Source organism: Alteromonas sp. KUL49, from assembly GCF_006538345.1.
Classification (GTDB): Bacteria; Pseudomonadota; Gammaproteobacteria; order Enterobacterales; family Alteromonadaceae; genus Alteromonas.
On record NZ_BJKL01000005.1, the window covers coordinates 272311 to 290661 of the forward strand.

Below are 18351 nucleotides of genomic sequence, written 5' to 3' on the forward strand. Positions count from 1 at the left end.
AAGGCGATGGAATTTCCATCGCCTTTTTTATATGTACTGATTATTTTGCGATAACACCCCGTTTATTTACTCCACTTTGCTCTACTCTTGTTTCCCTGTAGCTTGTCGTGCGGTGTAGCTGACGCCAATTGCATAGGTGGTAAAAACCTTCATGAGTTTGGGTTAAAGACGTTTATATTCGAAGCTATTGCGTTATAATCATCGCTTATTTTTGCCCACTAAACAGCGTTCTTCATTACTCGAATGAAACGCATAAAAATGTAGGGCAGTTGTAGTAAGCAACGGAGTTGAAAATCAATCATGTTAGAAAGAATCAGAGAAGGTTCTCAAGGCCCATGGGCGATGGCAGTCATTGTGCTTATCGTTCTGAGTTTCGTATTTGCTGGAGTTGGGAGCTACTTAACGTCGTCAGGTTCTAATGCAGTTGCATCGGTCAATGGTGATGAGATTAGTGCCCAAGAACTAGAGCGTGCTTATCAGAATCAACGTGCCCAAATGGAAGCACAGTTTGGTCAAGCTGTTGGCCAGCTATTCAGCAGCGAACAATATCTCAGTGACTTCAAGAAAAACGTTTTAGATCGTCTTATCGCTGAAAAGCTAATTCAGCAGCAAGCGATTGAAATGGGATTGCGTGTATCAGAGAATCAGATCCGCGAAACTATTTTGGAAATGCCTGAATTTCAATACGCGGGCCAGTTTGACAACGAACGTTTCCAAGCAATATTACGCCAAAACGGTTTCACCGTTACTGATTTTAAAGATTACCTTCGTACGCAGATGACGCAAAATCAGTTGGCAGCGGCAATGAATAGTTCTTCATTCTCTTTGCCAAGTGAAACTGAACTGGCTAATGCACTACAGCAGCAAACACGAGATGGTAAGTACCTCTTAGTCGACGCCTCTTTGTTTAATAGTGATGTTGAAGTGACCGAAGATGAAATCGCAGCTTACTATGATGAAAACATAGCGACCTTTGATACAGAAGAAGAAGTCAAACTTGCTTACGTTATGTTGTCAGTGAATGACCTTGTTGGTCGTGCAGTTGTTGAAGATGGCGACGCGCTGACGTACTACGAAAACAATGTTGCTAGCTACAGTACAGAAGAAGAAAGACGTGTTTCTCATATTCTTGTTGAGCTGGGCGATGACGCTGACGCTGCTAGAGCGCGTGCGGAAGGTATTCTGGCCAAGCTTAATGCTGGTGAAGATTTTGCTGAAGTTGCAAAATCTGATTCAGATGACACGTTTTCTGCCGAGTCTGGCGGTGATTTGTCATTTATTACAAAAACAGACGAAGTCTTTGAAGAAGCCGCTTTTGGTATTGCTAACGTAGGTGAATACACAGATATCGTTGAGACTGACTTCGGATTGCACATTATTCAACTGACCGAGATCAAGCCGGAAGACGTAACGCCGTTCGTCGATGTTGAGCGTGAAATCACGGATACACTTTTGAGAGACGCGGCTCTTGAAGAGTTTTATGCTCAACAAACCCTTATGGCTGAGCTAGCGTTTGAAGTTCCTGATACGCTTGAAGATGTCGCAAATGCGGTGGAGCTGCCTGTTGTCGAAACTGTGTCGTTCACACGTACAACAGTACCCTTTGAGATTAATGTCCCTGCGGTAGTGGAAGCGGCGTTCTCTAGCGAGCTAGTCAGTGAAGGTGTTAACAGTGACCTGATCGAGCTTGATGACGAAACCGTTTTGGTTGCCCGAGTAGTTGAACACACACCTCAGCGTACTAAAGCTTTGGATGAGGTTAGCGAAGAAATAACAGCAGTTCTGCTTGTTGAGAAGTCACAGGAACTAGCTCGCAGCTGGGTATCTGATTTAATCCCTGCGCTTGTTGCGGGAGAGAGTGTAGATGCATTTCTTGAAGAAAAGTCTCTAGTATGGGAAGTTGCAGAAGGCGTCGGACGAACAGGTAGTACAATTAACCGCAGTATCGTAGAAACACTCTTTACGCTTGCATTGGAAGGTGAAAAAGCTTACGAAGTCACAAGTACCTCAACGGGTGGTGTTGCGCTTGTTGCGTTGACGTCGGTATCTGAGGCCGCTGAAATAGATGAGGCGACACAGGTATCACTCGCATTGCAATTGTCACAGTTGCAAGGACAGCGCGTTTACGAACAGTATATTGATGCTTTACGTGCTCAGTCAGATGTAAAAGTCTTGACTGCGTTGTAAGCAAAAAAACGAGCTAACAAAAAGCCCGCCTAGCGCGGGCTTTTTTTGTGTTCGAATTTAACGCTAATGTGTTAAAAAAAGCATAAGACTGTAAAAGAGAGCGATAACTGAAGATAATACAAGAATATACGTAAACCCCTGTTTTCCTTGCGCTAGAGAATATTGGTTTGCCTTTAAGTACGCGAACCACAACAAACATAGCAACACAGGAATTAAAACGATAATTTTTAGCAAAGTGTCGTCCTCTACATAAACCCATTACAAAACGTAACTCTATATCAATATAGCAGTCTCCGTCTTTCAAACATACGAGAAAAATCGCGATAGGGTTTTACCTGTCATCTCTATGTCGTAATTCTGTTACGCCCCTGTCATGAACAATCGTTGTAATGACAGTGCTTTGACTCCATTGGAACTAGAATGAAAAGCTCGATAAAGACGGAAATTCCTCAGGCTAAAAGTCTCTATTTTTCAGAGGTATTGATGGCACGTCCCTCAATCACACCCACAGATGCGGGGTGTCAATCCTATTTGGTATACAGATTGGAAAAAATGGGATTCATCTGCAAAATTCATAATATTGAGGGTGTCAGTAACTTGGTGGCACATTGGGGTGAAGGTGATACCCATGTAGCTTTTTCTGGTCACACCGATGTGGTACCACCTGGTCCAATAGAGAAGTGGCATTCGGATCCTTTTACTCCAGTGATGAGTCATAACAGGCTGTATGGTCGGGGTGCCGCCGATATGAAAACTGGACTTGCTGCAATGCTAGCGGCATTCGAGAGAGCCATAAATGAACTAGACGCTTCACGCTATACCTTTTGGTGGCTCATTACTAGTGATGAAGAGGGGGAAGCGGAGTATGGGTCAAAATGGATAAAGTCTTACTTAGATAGTTTGGGGGTTGCTCTTTCCATGTGTTTGGTTGGTGAGCCTACGGCTTCAACGCATACCGGAGACACAATCAAAGTAGGGCGCAGAGGGTCACTGTCTGGAACTATATTGGTAAAAGGCAAACAAGGGCATGTTGCGTATCCTCATACGTGTAATAACGCCATTCATACTGCCAGCGAGATTATAAACGCATTAACTCACTATCAATGGGACCAGGGCAGTGTAGACTTTCCCGGCACTAGCCTACAGATTACACACCTTGATACAGGTAAGTTTGTCGATAATTTAGTGCCAGGACAAACACGTATTGAGTTTAACGTTCGGTATTCATGGCAATTTGATCAAGCGGGGCTGATATCTCTGCTTAGTACAATAATCCGAAAGGTATCACCCGATGTAACGCTCAGTTGGTCCCGCCCTTGCGAATCGTATCTAAGCCGACCTGCTGAAAACTCATTGTGTTTAATCCAACTCGTCGAATCTGCAATTGTGAATACTACGGGGCGGTATCCTGTTATTAGTACCTCTGGTGGTACATCAGACGGTCGATTTTATGCCTCCGATTCAACTCAGGTGGTTGAAGTTGGTGTGCCCAATACGACCATTCATCAAGTTAATGAACATATTCACATCTCAGACTTACTTACCCTAGAAGATATTTATACAGAGATTTTGATTGGGCTAGCTGAAGCCAGATAGTGGTATGATTATTTTTGAAATAAAAAGTAGCGTGGTGAAGAGTGATGAGGTTGTACTCATCACTCAATGTAATTGACTACGCTGTTGCTTTTAGCGATGTTTCAGCTAAATATCGCTTTCGCTTCTTGTCTGTAAGAAGATTCAAATCTACCACCACCAGACCGTCGATACAGTCACAAAAATCTGGATCGACATTAAAATCAAGAAACGCAACGCCTCCTTTTTTACACACTTCAGAGTATTGCTTATAAAGTGTTGGAACGTTCACCCCCATGTTGGCGAGTAGGTGCTTTAAAAGAGTAAATTCCTTTTTGTAGTCGCTACCTTGAAACGTATGTAATACGTCTTGTGAGACCGAGTAGGGGCGTTTTGACTTTGCCTCACCGAATTGTTTGGGAAAGTACGTGGAATAAAACTGTACAATCAAGTCTTTTGCCGGTGCTGGGTAAGCGTTACTGAGTGATACAGGCCCAAACAAGAATTGATATTTTGGATAGCGATTCAAAAATGCCCCAATACCAAACCACAAATAATCAAGGCTGCGTTTGCCCCAATAGCGAGGCTGGACAAAGCTTCTACCTAGTTCCAGACCACTGTTGAACATGGTTTGGTTGTTCTCTGAGTAATCAAATAGCGTTGCTGAGTACAGGCCGGTTGGATGTGCTTTGTCACTCAATATTTGTGCATCGCCAAACCGATACGCACCAACAATTTCTAAGTCGCTGTCGTCCCATAAAACAAGGTGATAGTAGTGAGAGTCATACTGATCAATATCTCTGCGCTTATTTGTACCTTCTCCCACTGCACGAAACGCGATTTCACGTAATCGACCTATTTCTCGCATTATGGGCGAGCAACCGCTGTGCTGATACAAGAAAATAGACTTCCCATCAGATGTCTGACCTAGGTGCTCGCATTGTTTAATCGCCCGTGATAGCTCTTTTTTGTCTTCGGGTGGAGCTATCGCTGCTTGTGTTTCAAAAATTCCTTTCTTGTTGTGTCCTATGCGATACAAGTGGCGTTTAAACAGTTTAACCTGATCCTTAAGTGATATAGCTGCCGTGTTGTATGACCCGTGGGGTATTAGTTCACCTATTCTCATAGGGAGGTGTTTTTTGCGCTGCTTGAACATTTCTTTCACCAATAGCGCTGTAGCCAATGGTTTATATACCATTGATACACCGTAAAACAGAGGGCTGTTTTTGGCGTCAATATATACCGGTAAAATAGGCGCCTTCGCCAAGCGAGCAATGCGCAGAAAGCCTGAGTGCCAGCGAGTGTCGCGCACTCCCTGCGGTCTTAATCTAGACACTTCACCTGCGGGGAATATTAATATGGCACCATCATTGGTCAGATGAGATTGAATATCTGCCAAGTGTTGTTTCGGTGTTCCGCCCTGCATGTTATTCACTGGTAGCAGCATATCGTGTAGCGGCTCAATAGCCATCAACATTTGGTTGGCAACGACTTTTAGATCGTGTCTCACTTCACTTACCAATTTAATGAGAGCTAATGCATCGAGAGAGCCAATAGGGTGATTAGCAATGATAACAACGCGGCCTTCGGTGGGAATGCGCTCTTTCTCTACGTCACGGGTTGAGTAACTGATGTTAAAGTATTCGAGAACCTGCTCAACAAAATCAATGTCTTCGTAGTGGGGGTAGGTTTCGCCAAACTCAGTGATTTCACGTTCATGCAGTAGGTGGCGAAGAACGAAGGATAACGACTTAAAAAGCCATGGATTATTCGCTACCTGTGGGTAGTGTTTATGTAGTACTTCATCAACAGTGAACATAATGACTCTCGGTTTTTGGCGAATAATAGCAAGTGAATGTGACGGTATTGGCCTATTTTGATGTCACTTCTTTTACAAATCTGTTGCACGCTCGTTACACGCGTAGCGAGCGCAGCAATTAATCTATTAAGCGGCTTTTGTTGTAGGTGATGTTGAGGGGATGACAGTGACGTTCTGGTGATTATTGCAAATGTCTAACCAGTGAATAAGTGCAAGGTTGCCCTGTTCATCTTCACCCAGAGCGCTGCAGTTTTCCATCCAGTCACCATCGTTAATATACTCTATACCGTTTTCTAGGGTCATTTCTGGATGGTGAATATGGCCGCAGATCACACCGTCTAACTCCATTTCTGCCGCACGTTTGCAGCAGGCGATACGGTATCGAGCAATCGCGTCGTTTGCGCCTTTAATGTGTTTTTTTATGTAGCCGGCGAGTGACCAGTACTCTTTTTTACGCCAAGCAAGAAAACGGTTATACCAGCGATTCAAAAATAACAGTAAGTCGTAGCCCTTGTCGCCCAACCAAGCTTCAAACTTACCCAATGTAACGTCTCCGTCAAATTGATCCCCGTGAAGAACCAAGTAACGTTTACCTTGTAAGGTGGTGTGTATTAGCTCACGTTTAATATCAACATCGCCAAAGGCCATGCCACTATACGACTGCAAAGGCTCATCATGATTTCCCGGTAGGTAAACAACTTTGGTACCGTTCTGACTTATTTGCATGATTTTATGCATGACTCTGTTATGCGTTTCAGGCCAACGAAATTGTTTGGTCATTTGCCACATATCAACGATGTCGCCAACCAAGTAAAGCGTATCTACTGTTACATTTTCGAGAAATGATAGAAGGTATTCAGCTTTACAATCTTTATTGCCAAGATGAATGTCAGATAACCATAGCGTGCGATAGTGTGTCTTTTTCATTAGCTGTGTCCAAAGCGTTGCCTTGGAACGCCAATATAAGTTGGCAAATTGACAGTTGAGTGACGAAGCCTTGACGTTCGTATGACATATTTGTTCAAGAAATATTAATGAACAAACCTACATATTTGTGTATTCTGATTTATTGCAAGGATGCACAATTTTCTTTCAGGGAATCAAAGTCGCTACTCCCTATCCTCAATATTGTGTTGCTTCCTTGTTGTTGACTAGTTTTTTGTATGTAACTGACTAAGGAAGTGTTATGAAACTTAACCACAAGTACGCAGTACTACCTCTCGCCATCTCGTTTGCCCTCACAGGTTGTATTGAGGTTGACGACGACTCTAACAGAGAGGTCGCAGCTGCCTTACAAGCGCAGAACGAGCTTCTTCAACAACAGAATGATTTGCTGAATGAGCAAATCGATAACGACAATCAAGAAGCAAGTGTTACTGTCAGAGCTCTGGTCATTGATGCGAATAGCGAGATGCCTGTGACAAGTGCAATGGCGAAAGTACTTCGTGGCGATGATGTTTTAGCCGAGGTTGAAATTGTCGATGGTGTGCTAGAAATTGAATCCCTTCCGCCAAGTTCTGATTTGGTCATTGAAGTCTATTCTATCGATAACAGCTTAATGACCCGAGCATTCTTTTTGAGCACTATGTCGCTGGAAGAGGGAACGGCATATCGTGATATTGGTTTGTTAGAAGTTTCAGAGCCAGTTGACATTGCATTTAGTGTAACTGACTCTCTGACAGGTGAGCCAATTTCAGGCTTGTCGTTTTCAGGTTCTTCGTTTTCTGGCTACTCAATCAGTGAATACTATGATTATATTCACACCTCTAGCTTTAACGATGACACTGGAATGTATGAAATTACACTTCCTCGCCACCTCAATGTCGAACTAACCGCTAGCATTGATTTCGATAGCGATGGCATAGGAGACTTGGTAATCGATTCTAGCAGTTTCTATAGCTACACATCCGGATCGCTTCTTCATATTCGTTCCGCTAATAGATTAGAGGCAGATGCAACACTTGTTCTGTCAGAGCGCCCAGAAGTAGAGGAACCAGAACTTCCTGAGAAATCTATTTCTTTATTATTACTCGACGGAAATGGTGATCCATTAGAGGATGCAATCTTCAATTTTGAAGACGGTGACGAGGTAGTTAATTTTGAATACGATGCAGAAAATGGTACTCATAACCTAGTGGTTCCATTTGATGGAGGTATTAGAATTGAGATGGCCTCATTCGTGCAAGATGAAGTTACGTATTCTTCAGGAGTCGTATCAATATATTCAAGAACGAATAGTAGAACTGGTGAAACAAGCTTAGAAGTCAGTGCGTCGGGATTCAGTTCTAACTCATATTTTGAATTACCAGATGTTGAAGAATTCACTATAGTGCTGGAAGCAAGGGATGTTCCACCGTCATCAGATCTTGAATTTGTTACTGACTTTCTAAAGACTGATTTCAGTTATGAAGTCTATTATTCGGAGCCTGTAATGCTTGACGAGGCGGAAGTGGCGCTGACTTACAACACTTATACGGTAACTCCCGGTAATGCGTCTAACACAGATGCTATCCCATCAGGAACTACTCAGATTGATCGTGTCGAAGTTTCGGTGGATGTATCTGTGACTTCTGAGCTAGGTGATATTAAGTTCACTGTTTCACCAGATGAAGAACTCTTAGCAAATACGCAATATAATTATGAAATAGGTAGCGTTTCAGCACTGTCAGATGGTATTGAAGTTGACCTAAATAGTGACGAACTTACTTTTACCACCCCAGAAGACGAAACTGTCGTTTTTGATATTAATGATGTGATTGTCGATAATGAGAACTTCTACTCCAACGGTGGGATAATCGTTAGCGAAAATACTGCGGGAGAACCAAATACGGCATTTGAGCGGGATGATACGGCTTTGTTTATATTCCCAGCATCAATTGAATCTCTAGAATATTTAACTATTCGAATGTTTGAGTATTTTGAAGACGGCGCGACAAGAACCTTCTCTAGAACGATTGAAGTAGTTAGTGATGGAAACGTACGTACATCATCGCGGATTGCATTGAAATCCGCTCTAAATGAAAACATTTCCCGAGAGTACTACATCAACTACATTCGCGGTACAGTATTAGAGACGGGCAAGCTAGTCTACCCTTTCAGTACGTCGGTATATATTGGTGACAATACAGCTACAGATGTGAACACTATATCGTTTACTTATGAGTACCTAACTAAAGATGGCGAGCCTGGTGTCGGTACCCTTACATTACCGGTCCAATAATCTATTCATTTATTTTTTTCAGCTTAAAAAGCGCCTCTTGTAGAGGCGTTTTTTGTGTGTATAGAATTTGAAGGTACTACCTTTCACCATAAGATACTTTCAACATTCGTGAATGGGCATCAAGTGTTTAATGGCGAGAGAGTTGTTGAAAATACCGATGCAATGGCGCTTTCTTTCCAGAATTAGTAGTTCCTGAGGCTTTACACTGCAAAGGTGCTTTTATGTTTCATTAATGTAAACTGTATGTATATGTTTTAGCGTTATAAAAAGTATATTCCTACAAAGGCAGAAAGTATGGTTGCAAGAAAGAACATTCTTATTACTGGCGCAAGTTCAGGCTTGGGGCGTGAAATGGCGATTCAGTTCGCAAAGAAAGGAAGAAACTTAGCCTTGTGTGCTAGACGCATTGATCGCTTGGAGACGTTACGTGAGGAACTTTTAGCGATAAACCCATCGATTCACGTGTGTATTCATAGCCTAGACGTGAATGATCACGATGAGGTTTTCAAAGTTTTTGACTACTTTAAAAATGAACTGGGTAGCTTAGATCGAGTTATTGTTAATGCGGGTATGGGGAAAGGCGCGTCAGTTGGTACTGGGCATTTTGCTGCTAACAAGCAAACTGCTGAGACAAACTTTGTGGCAGCGCTTGCCCAATGTGAAGCTGCAATGGGGATTTTTAGAGCGCAAAACTCAGGACACTTGGTCACTATATCATCTATCAGTGCAGTACGAGGGTTCCGACGGGCGCTTACCGTATATGCTGCTACTAAAGCCGGTTTGACGTCAATGACAGAAGGTATTCGAATCGACGTTATGAATACCCCTATAAAGGTTAGTTGTATTCACCCAGGGTTTATACGCAGTGAGATTAATGTAGAAGTGGAAAAAGTGCCCTTTATTGTGGATACCGAGGTTGGTTGTCGTGCCATAGTCAACGCGATTGAAAAAGAAAAAGCGAATGCCTATGTCCCTTCTTATCCATGGGTTGTTCTTCATTGGATTTTGAGAATACTACCAGCCAGACAGCTTAGAGGAATGAGTTAGATCGTCGATAAGTTGATGGGTGTAGTGGGAGTGGGGAAACTTACTCCTACGATAAACTTGTAGCTGGTTACAGCTCAGGATAATTATAGGCGCATCATATTATACGTTGACTCATTCAGTTCTCTTGTAGCAGTGAAAAATCATAATGAATTAAGACCGAATTCACACATTTCGAATAGACTTTAAAATCAATATTTTGCCATTTGTGTTCTGCAATTAGGGGGGAAATGTTAGCAACATTATGTGCATTCAAAAGCCCCAATTCAGTATCAATCAAGGGGCCGGTTTCATCAATAAAGTCTAGGCCGTGTAAATAATCATAGGCTAAAATCATTGCCCATCCAGCTTCCATAAAATGACCGCCCAAACTGGCTTCAAGCAACCCTCGTTCAACTAAATTGACATTACTAGCAGCCCAATCGAAACTTCCGACGGTGACGTTCTTCCCAGCGCTTTGCATAACTTCAATTGAGCCAGCTGCTATATCGGGACCTATGGTTAACAGCAAGTCGAAATCGGGTGCTCTTCGCAGCAAAGCATTGGCAGCTTTCATACTCTCAGCCTTAGTCCAGTTTGTATACACAGGCGGTACTACCGATAAGCCAATTTGTTGAGCTCGCTCTATGGCTCCCATTATACGATGGTTATTCACGCTGGAGTGAGTATATCCGCCTATAATAGCCAATTGCTTGAAATTGGCATCTACGGTTAACGCATCTACTATCTGCTTTCCGGCTAATCTCTCATTGGGCGACATATGCGCAATCCAGTTCACAAATTGCTCTCGCGGATGCTCCATCAATTGCAATGTTCGTTTATCTAAACTGCTATTGATAGTAATGAAGGGGATATTGTGTTGATTAAACAGAGAGAGTTGAGAAAGTTCTCCGCCTCCGTACAGCATTGAAATAATGAAATCAGGTTGTTCGTAAGAAGTATTCCCAAGTGCGCGCTTAACCAAGCTTTCAAAGGCTACTCGGTTGTTTTCAGGCTCTTCTACTTCAACCACCCTCAAGCTAATTCCGAAGTCACTTGCAACCGCTTTGGCAAAATGGTTGGCCGCTAGCCAAAAGCTGCCTCTGCGCTCATCGGGCATAAACATCAAAATATTGACCGACTCTTTTGGTACTTCACACCGTTGTGAAGCTGCCGCAAATTGCGTTAAAAGAACCAACCCAAGGAATATTGGCAAACGGCCAAAAGCACACAGTCTGCTCATTTGATTTGAACTACTACTCGGTGGTTTAATCAAAAATTTACGGCTATACATTCGTTCGCACTTCTTTTCGTATGCGATAAAGCATAGTACAGCTGCGAATTGATTTACAGGAACATGGGGTTGCTAAGCGTGAAGTACAAGAAAAGTACCAGTGATTTTCAGGTACAAAAAAAGCGCCCTTGGGCGCGTTTTTTAACTGCAATTCAAATTAAAGAGCTTTAATTTGAGCAGCTAGGCGGCTCTTGTGGCGAGCAGCTTTGTTCTTGTGAATCAAACCTTTGGTTGCCATTCTGTCAAGAATCGGAGTAGCTGCTGCGAATGCTGCTTGCGCGCCTTCTTTGTCGCCAGAAGCGATAGCTGCTACAACTTTTTTGATGCTTGTACGAGTCATGGAGCGACGGCTAGCGTTATGCTGACGACGCTTTTCGGCTTGAATTGCACGTTTCTTAGCAGACTTAATGTTAGCCAAGGTGTAACTCCCAAAATATATTCATGTCAAAAAGAGGGTGCGGATTTTGCCTATCTGGCGTCCAAATGTCAAACGATTTATGCGTTAAACGCAAATACCGTTAACTATCTAAAAGCGAATGATGATAAGCAGTCACAGGTGTAATTTGCTGTGCCCCAACACTGGCGCGGGATTATAGCAAGGAATATAGGCAAGTGCATGCTCTTTTCAATGAAATAAACTGAATAAGTTGCGTTTATTTGGCATTTATCATTTCCAGTATTCCGACCATCAGATATCATGCAGAGAAATAAAGTGTTAAGACGTTTTTCAGGAATATTTGAGTGTCACGGAAGTTAATAAAATCAGGCATGATCGTAAGTGTGATGACACTCCTTTCTCGCGTTCTCGGTTTGGTGAGAGATGTTGTTGTTGCAAGGTTAATGGGCGATGGTGCCGCTGCCGATGTATTTTTCTTTGCTAATAAAATTCCCAACTTTTTAAGACGTCTGTTTGCTGAGGGAGCATTCGCTCAAGCATTTATCCCGGTGCTTACCGAGGTTCACCAGAAGGGGAATGAAACAGAGCTTAAAAGCTTTATAGCCAAAATTTCGGGCACTTTAGGCGCACTCGTGTTTGTAACTTCATTCATTGGTGTTATCGCCTCTCCGGTATTAAGTGCACTATTTGGTGCTGGCTGGTTTATCGAATGGCTACAAGGTAGCCCTGATGGCGACAAATACTTATTAGCTTCCACCATGCTTAAGATAACCTTTCCCTACTTAGCTTTCATTTCATTGGTTGGGTTGTCTGGTGCCATACTTAACACGCTCAATCAGTTTGCGGTTGCCGCATTCACTCCTGTGCTTCTCAACGTTTGTATTATCTCTTGCGCCATTGTGATGGCGGATACCTTCGAGCAGCCTGCCTATGCCCTAGCGTGGGGAGTGTTCATTGGCGGTTTTGTACAGCTAATTTTCCAACTCCCTTTTTTGTATCGGGCTGGTCTACTCGTTAAACCCAAATGGGGTTGGAATGACCCTAATGTGGTTAAAGTACGGACTTTGATGATACCGGCATTATTTGGTGTGTCGGTGGGACAAATTAATCTATTGTTCGACACATTAATCGCGAGCTTTCTAGTTACCGGGTCAATTAGCTGGCTTTACTATTCTGACCGCCTATTAGAATTTCCGTTAGGGTTGTTTGGTATCGCGATTGCAACCGTTATTCTACCAACCCTTTCTAGAAACCATGTGGCGAATAACCCCAAGGCGTTTTCGGCCAACATTGATTGGGCATTTCGTATGGTATGCCTGCTTGGGATCCCTGCGGCGTTGGGGCTAGGTTTGATGGCAAAACCTATTCTAACTGTCATTTTCCAGCGCGGTGCATTCACTCAAGAAACCGCAGTAATGGCGTCGTATTCACTTACCGCATACGCTTTTGGATTGCTGAGTTTTATGCTGGTTAAGGTGTTAGCGCCAGGCTTTTACTCACGACAAGATACAAAAACACCTGTCAAGTTCGGAATATGGTGTATGGCCGCCAATATGGTGTTTAATTTGTTGCTGGCGGTTCCTTTTGGGTACATCGGTTTAGCGACCGCAACGAGCTTGTCTGCCACACTAAATGCAGGCCTTTTGTATTTCGCTTTACATAAGCAAGGTGTGTTTGCACTGAGTAAAATGTCACTATTGTTTATTCTGCGTATTTTAATGGCTTCAACAGCGATGGGAGCGGTAATAGTATACTTTGATGTTGGTGATAAGTTTTTCCACTACACCTTAGTCGAGCAAATTTCCCAAGTGGCAACCACTATTGTTATGGCGGTCGGTGTTTTTGTGTTTACCATGGCATTGTTTGGCGCTCGCCCTAGACATTTTCGAAGTAGCGCGGAATAACGTGTGTTGATATTGGTATTCCAACGCGTGTCGTTTATAATCGCGAGCTTTAAATTTTTGTGTACCTTACAGGCGGTCTAATTTCGTGGAATTTATCCGTGGGCTAAACAATGTCAAACCCCAGCATAATGGGTGTGTGCTCACTATTGGTAAATTTGATGGTGTGCACAAAGGACATCAGGCCGTTCTCAAGAATGTAATCGATAAGGCCGCAGCGCTTTCGTTGCCAGCCACAGTGATGGTATTTGAGCCTCAGCCCGAAGAATTCTTTGTGCCAACTAAAGCACCTGCGCGTTTAAGCCCGCTTCGCGATAAATACGAGCAACTAAAAGAGCAGGGTGTTAATCGCTTACTTGCGGTAAGCTTCAATGCTGATTTTGCTTCTCAGAGTGCAGACGAGTTTGTTCAACATTGGCTTGTACAAAAGCTCGGAGTCAAATTTTTAGTTGTGGGCGATGACTTTAGGTTTGGAAAAAATCGCGCGGGCGACTTTGCCATGCTTCAAGCGGCGGGCAAACAGTATGGCTTTGAGGTGGTAAGCACTCAGAGTTTTCGTATGCACGAGCATCGAATCAGTTCAACGGCGGTGCGTGAAGCATTGCAAGACAGCGACTTTAAGTTAGCCGAAGAAATGCTCGGGCGGCCATTTGCCATTCAAGGGCGAGTGGTACATGGAGAGAAAAAAGGGCGGACCATAGGTTTTCCCACAGCCAACGTTATGCTTAAGCGTTGCAGAGCGCCACTACATGGCGTGTTTGCAGTTCGCGTAGACATCGATGGTACTTTTTATAAAGGTGTCGCGAATATCGGTACTCGTCCCACGTTAAACGGTGTTCGCAATCAGTTAGAAGTGCATATTTTCGACTTGAAAAGCGACCTGTACGGCAAGCCAATTAAAGTGATGCCCGTGGCGAAAATTCGCGACGAGCAAAAATTTGCTTCTTTTGAGGCACTAAAGATACAAATTCAACGGGACGCAGACCAAGCAAGAGCGTGTTTTTAACAGGTAACTGTATAAACAACATGATAGAGTTTGCACCCAATATCGACGATTTGACCAATACATGCCTTATTAATGCAACACGCATTGGGTATTAATCAAGGTGAATGGATAATACAATTTTATGAGTGATTACAAAGCCACACTGAACCTTCCTGAAACTGCGTTTCCTATGCGCGGTAACCTCGCTAAACGCGAGCCACAAATGCTAAAGGCATGGCAGGAGAAAAAGGTATATTCAAAAATTCGTGAAGCGAAAAAAGGTAAAAAGCCTTTTATTCTTCATGATGGCCCTCCGTATGCCAACGGAAACATTCACATTGGTCACGCCGTAAATAAAATTCTTAAAGACATTATAGTAAAGTCTAAAACCCTATCAGACTTCGATGCGCCATACGTTCCTGGTTGGGATTGTCACGGTCTTCCCATTGAATTGATGGTGGAAAAGAAGGTCGGTAAGCCCGGTAAAAAGGTTACCGCCGCTGAGTTTCGCCAGAAATGTCGCGACTATGCCCAAAAGCAAGTTGATGGCCAAATGGCTGACTTCAAGCGTATCGGCGTATTCGGTGACTGGGAAAACCCCTACAAAACCATGGATTTTCAATCTGAGGCAGACATCATTCGTGCCTTGGGCAAAATTGTAGATTCTGGACACCTAGAGAAAGGCTTTAAACCAGTCCACTGGTGTACTGACTGTGGATCAGCCTTGGCTGAAGCTGAAGTTGAATACAAAGACAAAGTATCGCCTGCCATTGATGTTAAGTTTCCTGTGGCAGATTTAGAAGCAATTGCAAAAGCGTTCGGCGTTGAAGCTACAGATTTAGAAGCCAATAAGGCCGGTGTGGTTATTTGGACAACTACTCCTTGGACCCTACCGGCCAACCGAGCAATTAGTCTTCACCCAGAACTAACTTACAGTATCGTGGACGTACCAGAACGTTCAGAATGGTTGATTGTTGCCAAAGACTTACTTGAGAGTTGTATGTCTCGTTACGGCGTTGAGGAATACACTGAGATCGCAGAGTGTGTGGGTAAATCTCTCGAGCTAACAAAAGTTAATCATCCGTTTTTAGACCTTCAAGTGCCACTCATCTTAGGCGAGCACGTTACTACTGAGTCTGGTACTGGTTGTGTACATACGGCACCTGCTCATGGTGTTGACGATTTTAATGTAGGTAAAGAGTACGACATCGAAGTCTACAACCCTGTGGGCAATAACGGTGTATATCTAGAAAATACGCCGCTATTCGCAGGCCAATTTGTATTTAAAGCCAACGACACCATTGTGGACACGGTAAAAGAGCACGGTAACCTTGTACTCAATGAAAAGTACGAACACAGCTATCCTCATTGCTGGCGTCATAAAACGCCGATCATCTTCCGCGCCACTCCTCAGTGGTTTGTCAGCATGGATAAAAACGGCCTTCGTGATGAGTCATTAAAGCAAATTGAGCAAACCAAATGGATCCCTGATTGGGGGCAGAACCGCATTGAAAAAATGGTTGAAGGGCGCCCTGATTGGTGTATCTCTCGTCAACGTACGTGGGGTGTACCTATTCCACTATACGTACATAAGCTCACCGGTGAGATTCATCCAAAGTCTGCTGAGCTTATGGAGCAAGTTGCTCTAGAAGTTGAAAAAGTAGGTATTCAAGCATGGTGGGATATCGAGGACAGTGTGTTGCTGGGTGATGAAGCGGCACACTATGACAAAGTGACAGACACGCTAGACGTTTGGTTTGATTCTGGCGTAACCCACTACTTTGTGGTTGATCGTCGTGATGATATTCCAGCAAGTGCTGATTTGTATTTAGAAGGTTCAGACCAGCATCGCGGTTGGTTTATGTCTTCTCTTATGTCTTCAACCGCTATGCACGGCCATGCACCATATAAAGAAGTGTTAACACACGGCTTTACTGTTGACCAGCACGGTAGAAAGATGTCCAAGTCGGTGGGTAATGTGGTTGCACCGCAAGAGGTGACCAACAAGCTAGGTGCCGACATTCTGCGTTTATGGGTAGCATCTACTGACTACCGCGGTGAAATTGCGGTGTCTGATGAAATTTTGAAACGCGCAGCAGATTCATATCGTCGATTGCGTAATACAGCACGATTCTTACTGGCTAATCTGAATGGTTTTGAGCCGCAAGACGCATTAGATGAAAGCGAAATGGTTGCGCTTGACCGTTGGATTGTATCTCGCGCTAAAGCGCTTCAGTCCGAACTTGTAGAAGCTTATGAAAAATACGATTTGCTGGTTGTTACTCAAAAGCTGACTCACTTCTGTTCAATTGAGTTGGGTGCTTTCTATCTGGATGTTATTAAAGATAGACAGTACACCGCAAAAGCTGACAGTGTTGCCCGTCGCTCTTGCCAAACTGCGCTTTATCATATTGTTGAGGCCCTTGTTCGTTGGATGGCGCCTATCACCAGCTTTACTGCCCAGGAAATCTGGGAAGCGTTACCGGGTGAACGCAGCGAGTTTGTGTTTACCGAAGCATGGTACGACGGTCTTGAAAGCTTCACACAATCAGAAAGCTTTAACGATGACTTTTGGCACACTGTTTTGAGCGTTAAGGATGCTGCAAACCAAGCGATGGAGCAGGCTCGTAAAGAGGGCGAATTGGGTGGTTCACTTGAAGCGAAAATTACTTTGTTCGCGAAAGAAGACCTATTCAATACCTTGGCTAAACTGGAAGACGAACTTCGTTTCGTGTTGATTACTTCTGCCGTTGACTTGCAAAAGACTGATGCTGCGCCTGAAAGTGCGAGCGAAACTGACGTTGAAGGTTTGTGGCTGAGCGTTTCTAAGGCATCGGGCGACAAGTGTGTTCGCTGTTGGCACCACAGAGAAGATGTTGGTAGTAATTCTGACCATCCAGAACTTTGTGGCCGCTGTGTGACTAACGTAGAAGGCGAAGGGGAAACCCGTCAATATGCGTAAACTGTTTACCGACACTGGACTTCGATTTCTGTGGATAAGCCTCGTAGCTTTTGTGCTGGACCAATGGAGTAAACAGACAGTTATTGAGAATATGAATTTGTTTCAGTCGATTCAAATTCTTCCTTTCTTTAACTTTACTCATGTGCATAACTATGGCGCAGCGTTTAGTTTCTTGAATGATGCCGGCGGGTGGCAGCGTTGGTTTTTTACCGGCATTGCCGTTGTGGTGAGTGTGGTCATTTTATGGTGGCTAAAACAGTCGCCTAAGTCGCAAAAAATGTTGCCGATAGCCTTCGCCTTTATATTAGGAGGCGCACTCGGCAATGTATATGATCGCCTCGTGTATGGCTATGTGATCGATTTTTTAGATTTCTATGTGAACAATTGGCATTTTCCAGCGTTTAATATAGCTGACAGCGCTATTTTTATTGGCGCAGCCCTTTTGATTTTAGACATGTTCCTCAATGGTGATTCCAGTAAAAAATCGGCAACAGAAGAACATAGCGAGTAGTAGCGAGATTGATAATGACAGATTCAATGGTAATTGATGCATCGAGTGAAGTGATCTTACACTTCGATTTAAAGTTGGAAGATGGATCTGCCGCAGATAGTACACGAGTGAATAACAAGCCCGCAAAACTAGTGATGGGTGACGGAAGTCTTACCGCCAACTTTGAAGATTGTTTGTTGGGGCTTAAAGCTGGAGATAAAAAGTCATTTACGTTATCGGCTAACGACGCCTTCGGTGAGCCAAATCCCAACAATATTCACTACATGGAAAAGAGTCGCTTCGGCGCAGATTTGGAAGTGGAAGAGGGAATGATTTTAGCATTCTCTCAGCCTGATGGTTCAGAGATACCAGGTATCATTCGCAGTGTGGCTGGTGATTCTGTTACTGTAGATTTTAATCACCCATTGGCTGGCCAAACGGTAATTTTCGATGTTGAGATTATCGACGTTAAACCCACTAACCTTCAGTAGAGTAGATAGC

General features: G+C 43.6%; 14 protein-coding genes. 10 read left to right on the plus strand and 4 right to left on the minus strand.

Annotation, left to right across the window (positions count from 1 at the left end; all coding sequences use genetic code 11):
* Positions 1 to 300: 300 nt before the first annotated feature.
* Both EYS00_RS11020 and dapE read left to right on the plus strand, forming a co-directional pair.
* Entirely contained in the window at positions 301 to 2187 is a 1887-nt protein-coding gene (locus EYS00_RS11020; protein ID WP_130636589.1) for a SurA N-terminal domain-containing protein, read from the plus strand.
* A gap of 420 nt (positions 2188 to 2607) precedes the next feature.
* Positions 2608 to 3783: a succinyl-diaminopimelate desuccinylase gene (gene dapE / locus EYS00_RS11025; protein ID WP_130636590.1), complete on the plus strand. Its 1176-nt coding sequence runs from the start codon at positions 2608 to 2610 to the stop codon at positions 3781 to 3783.
* Between the two features lie 76 nt (positions 3784 to 3859).
* Here the strand turns inward: dapE and EYS00_RS11030 are convergent, their stop codons facing one another.
* Both EYS00_RS11030 and EYS00_RS11035 read right to left on the minus strand, forming a co-directional pair.
* Positions 3860 to 5578, minus strand: coding sequence for a lysophospholipid acyltransferase family protein (locus tag EYS00_RS11030; protein ID WP_130636591.1), 1719 nt, complete (start codon positions 5576 to 5578; stop codon positions 3860 to 3862).
* A 126-nt stretch (positions 5579 to 5704) separates the two neighbouring features.
* Positions 5705 to 6505, minus strand: a complete 801-nt coding sequence (locus EYS00_RS11035) for a UDP-2,3-diacylglucosamine diphosphatase (protein ID WP_130636592.1) — start codon at positions 6503 to 6505, stop codon at positions 5705 to 5707.
* A 259-nt stretch (positions 6506 to 6764) separates the two neighbouring features.
* On the opposite strand from EYS00_RS11035, the gene EYS00_RS11040 reads away from it, so the two are divergent.
* The 3 genes from EYS00_RS11040 to EYS00_RS11045 all read left to right on the plus strand — a co-directional run bounded on the left by EYS00_RS11040 (position 6765) and on the right by EYS00_RS11045 (position 9845).
* Positions 6765 to 8798, plus strand: a complete 2034-nt coding sequence (locus EYS00_RS11040; protein ID WP_130636593.1) for a hypothetical protein — start codon at positions 6765 to 6767, stop codon at positions 8796 to 8798.
* A gap of 54 nt (positions 8799 to 8852) precedes the next feature.
* Positions 8853 to 8984 carry a hypothetical protein gene (locus tag EYS00_RS20955; RefSeq protein ID WP_258313027.1) on the plus strand — a complete coding sequence of 44 codons (132 nt, stop codon included), beginning with the start codon at positions 8853 to 8855 and terminating at the stop codon, positions 8982 to 8984.
* Between the two features lie 108 nt (positions 8985 to 9092).
* On the plus strand, positions 9093 to 9845 hold the full coding sequence (locus EYS00_RS11045) for an SDR family oxidoreductase (RefSeq protein WP_130636594.1): 753 nt from the start codon (positions 9093 to 9095) through the stop codon (positions 9843 to 9845).
* 115 nt (positions 9846 to 9960) lie between these two features.
* Here EYS00_RS11045 and EYS00_RS11050 read toward each other — a convergent pair whose 3' ends face one another.
* The gene (locus EYS00_RS11050) at positions 9961 to 11115 is read right to left on the minus strand and encodes a substrate-binding domain-containing protein (protein ID WP_130636595.1); all 1155 of its coding nucleotides are present in this window, start codon (positions 11113 to 11115) and stop codon (positions 9961 to 9963) included.
* 157 nt (positions 11116 to 11272) lie between these two features.
* Positions 11273 to 11533 (minus strand): 30S ribosomal protein S20, encoded by a 261-nt coding sequence (rpsT, locus tag EYS00_RS11055; RefSeq protein WP_130636596.1) that lies wholly within the window; start codon positions 11531 to 11533, stop codon positions 11273 to 11275.
* A 323-nt stretch (positions 11534 to 11856) separates the two neighbouring features.
* Here rpsT and murJ point away from each other — a divergent pair, with 323 nt between their 5' ends.
* The 5 genes from murJ (at position 11857) to fkpB (ending at position 18341) form a co-directional block, all read left to right on the plus strand.
* The gene (gene murJ, locus EYS00_RS11060; RefSeq protein WP_130636597.1) at positions 11857 to 13416 is read left to right on the plus strand and encodes a murein biosynthesis integral membrane protein MurJ; all 1560 of its coding nucleotides are present in this window, start codon (positions 11857 to 11859) and stop codon (positions 13414 to 13416) included.
* 85 nt (positions 13417 to 13501) lie between these two features.
* Positions 13502 to 14419: a bifunctional riboflavin kinase/FAD synthetase gene (ribF, locus tag EYS00_RS11065; protein ID WP_130636598.1), complete on the plus strand. Its 918-nt coding sequence runs from the start codon at positions 13502 to 13504 to the stop codon at positions 14417 to 14419.
* A gap of 121 nt (positions 14420 to 14540) precedes the next feature.
* Positions 14541 to 17360: an isoleucine--tRNA ligase gene (gene ileS / locus EYS00_RS11070; RefSeq protein ID WP_130636599.1), complete on the plus strand. Its 2820-nt coding sequence runs from the start codon at positions 14541 to 14543 to the stop codon at positions 17358 to 17360.
* A complete protein-coding gene (gene lspA / locus EYS00_RS11075) occupies positions 17353 to 17871 on the plus strand; it encodes a signal peptidase II (RefSeq protein ID WP_130636600.1) in 519 nt (172 codons plus the stop codon). Before ileS ends, lspA begins: the two co-directional genes overlap by 8 nt.
* Before the next feature lie 14 nt (positions 17872 to 17885).
* The gene (fkpB, locus tag EYS00_RS11080) at positions 17886 to 18341 is read left to right on the plus strand and encodes an FKBP-type peptidyl-prolyl cis-trans isomerase (protein ID WP_130636601.1); all 456 of its coding nucleotides are present in this window, start codon (positions 17886 to 17888) and stop codon (positions 18339 to 18341) included.
* The last annotated feature ends 10 nt before the right edge of the window (positions 18342 to 18351 follow it).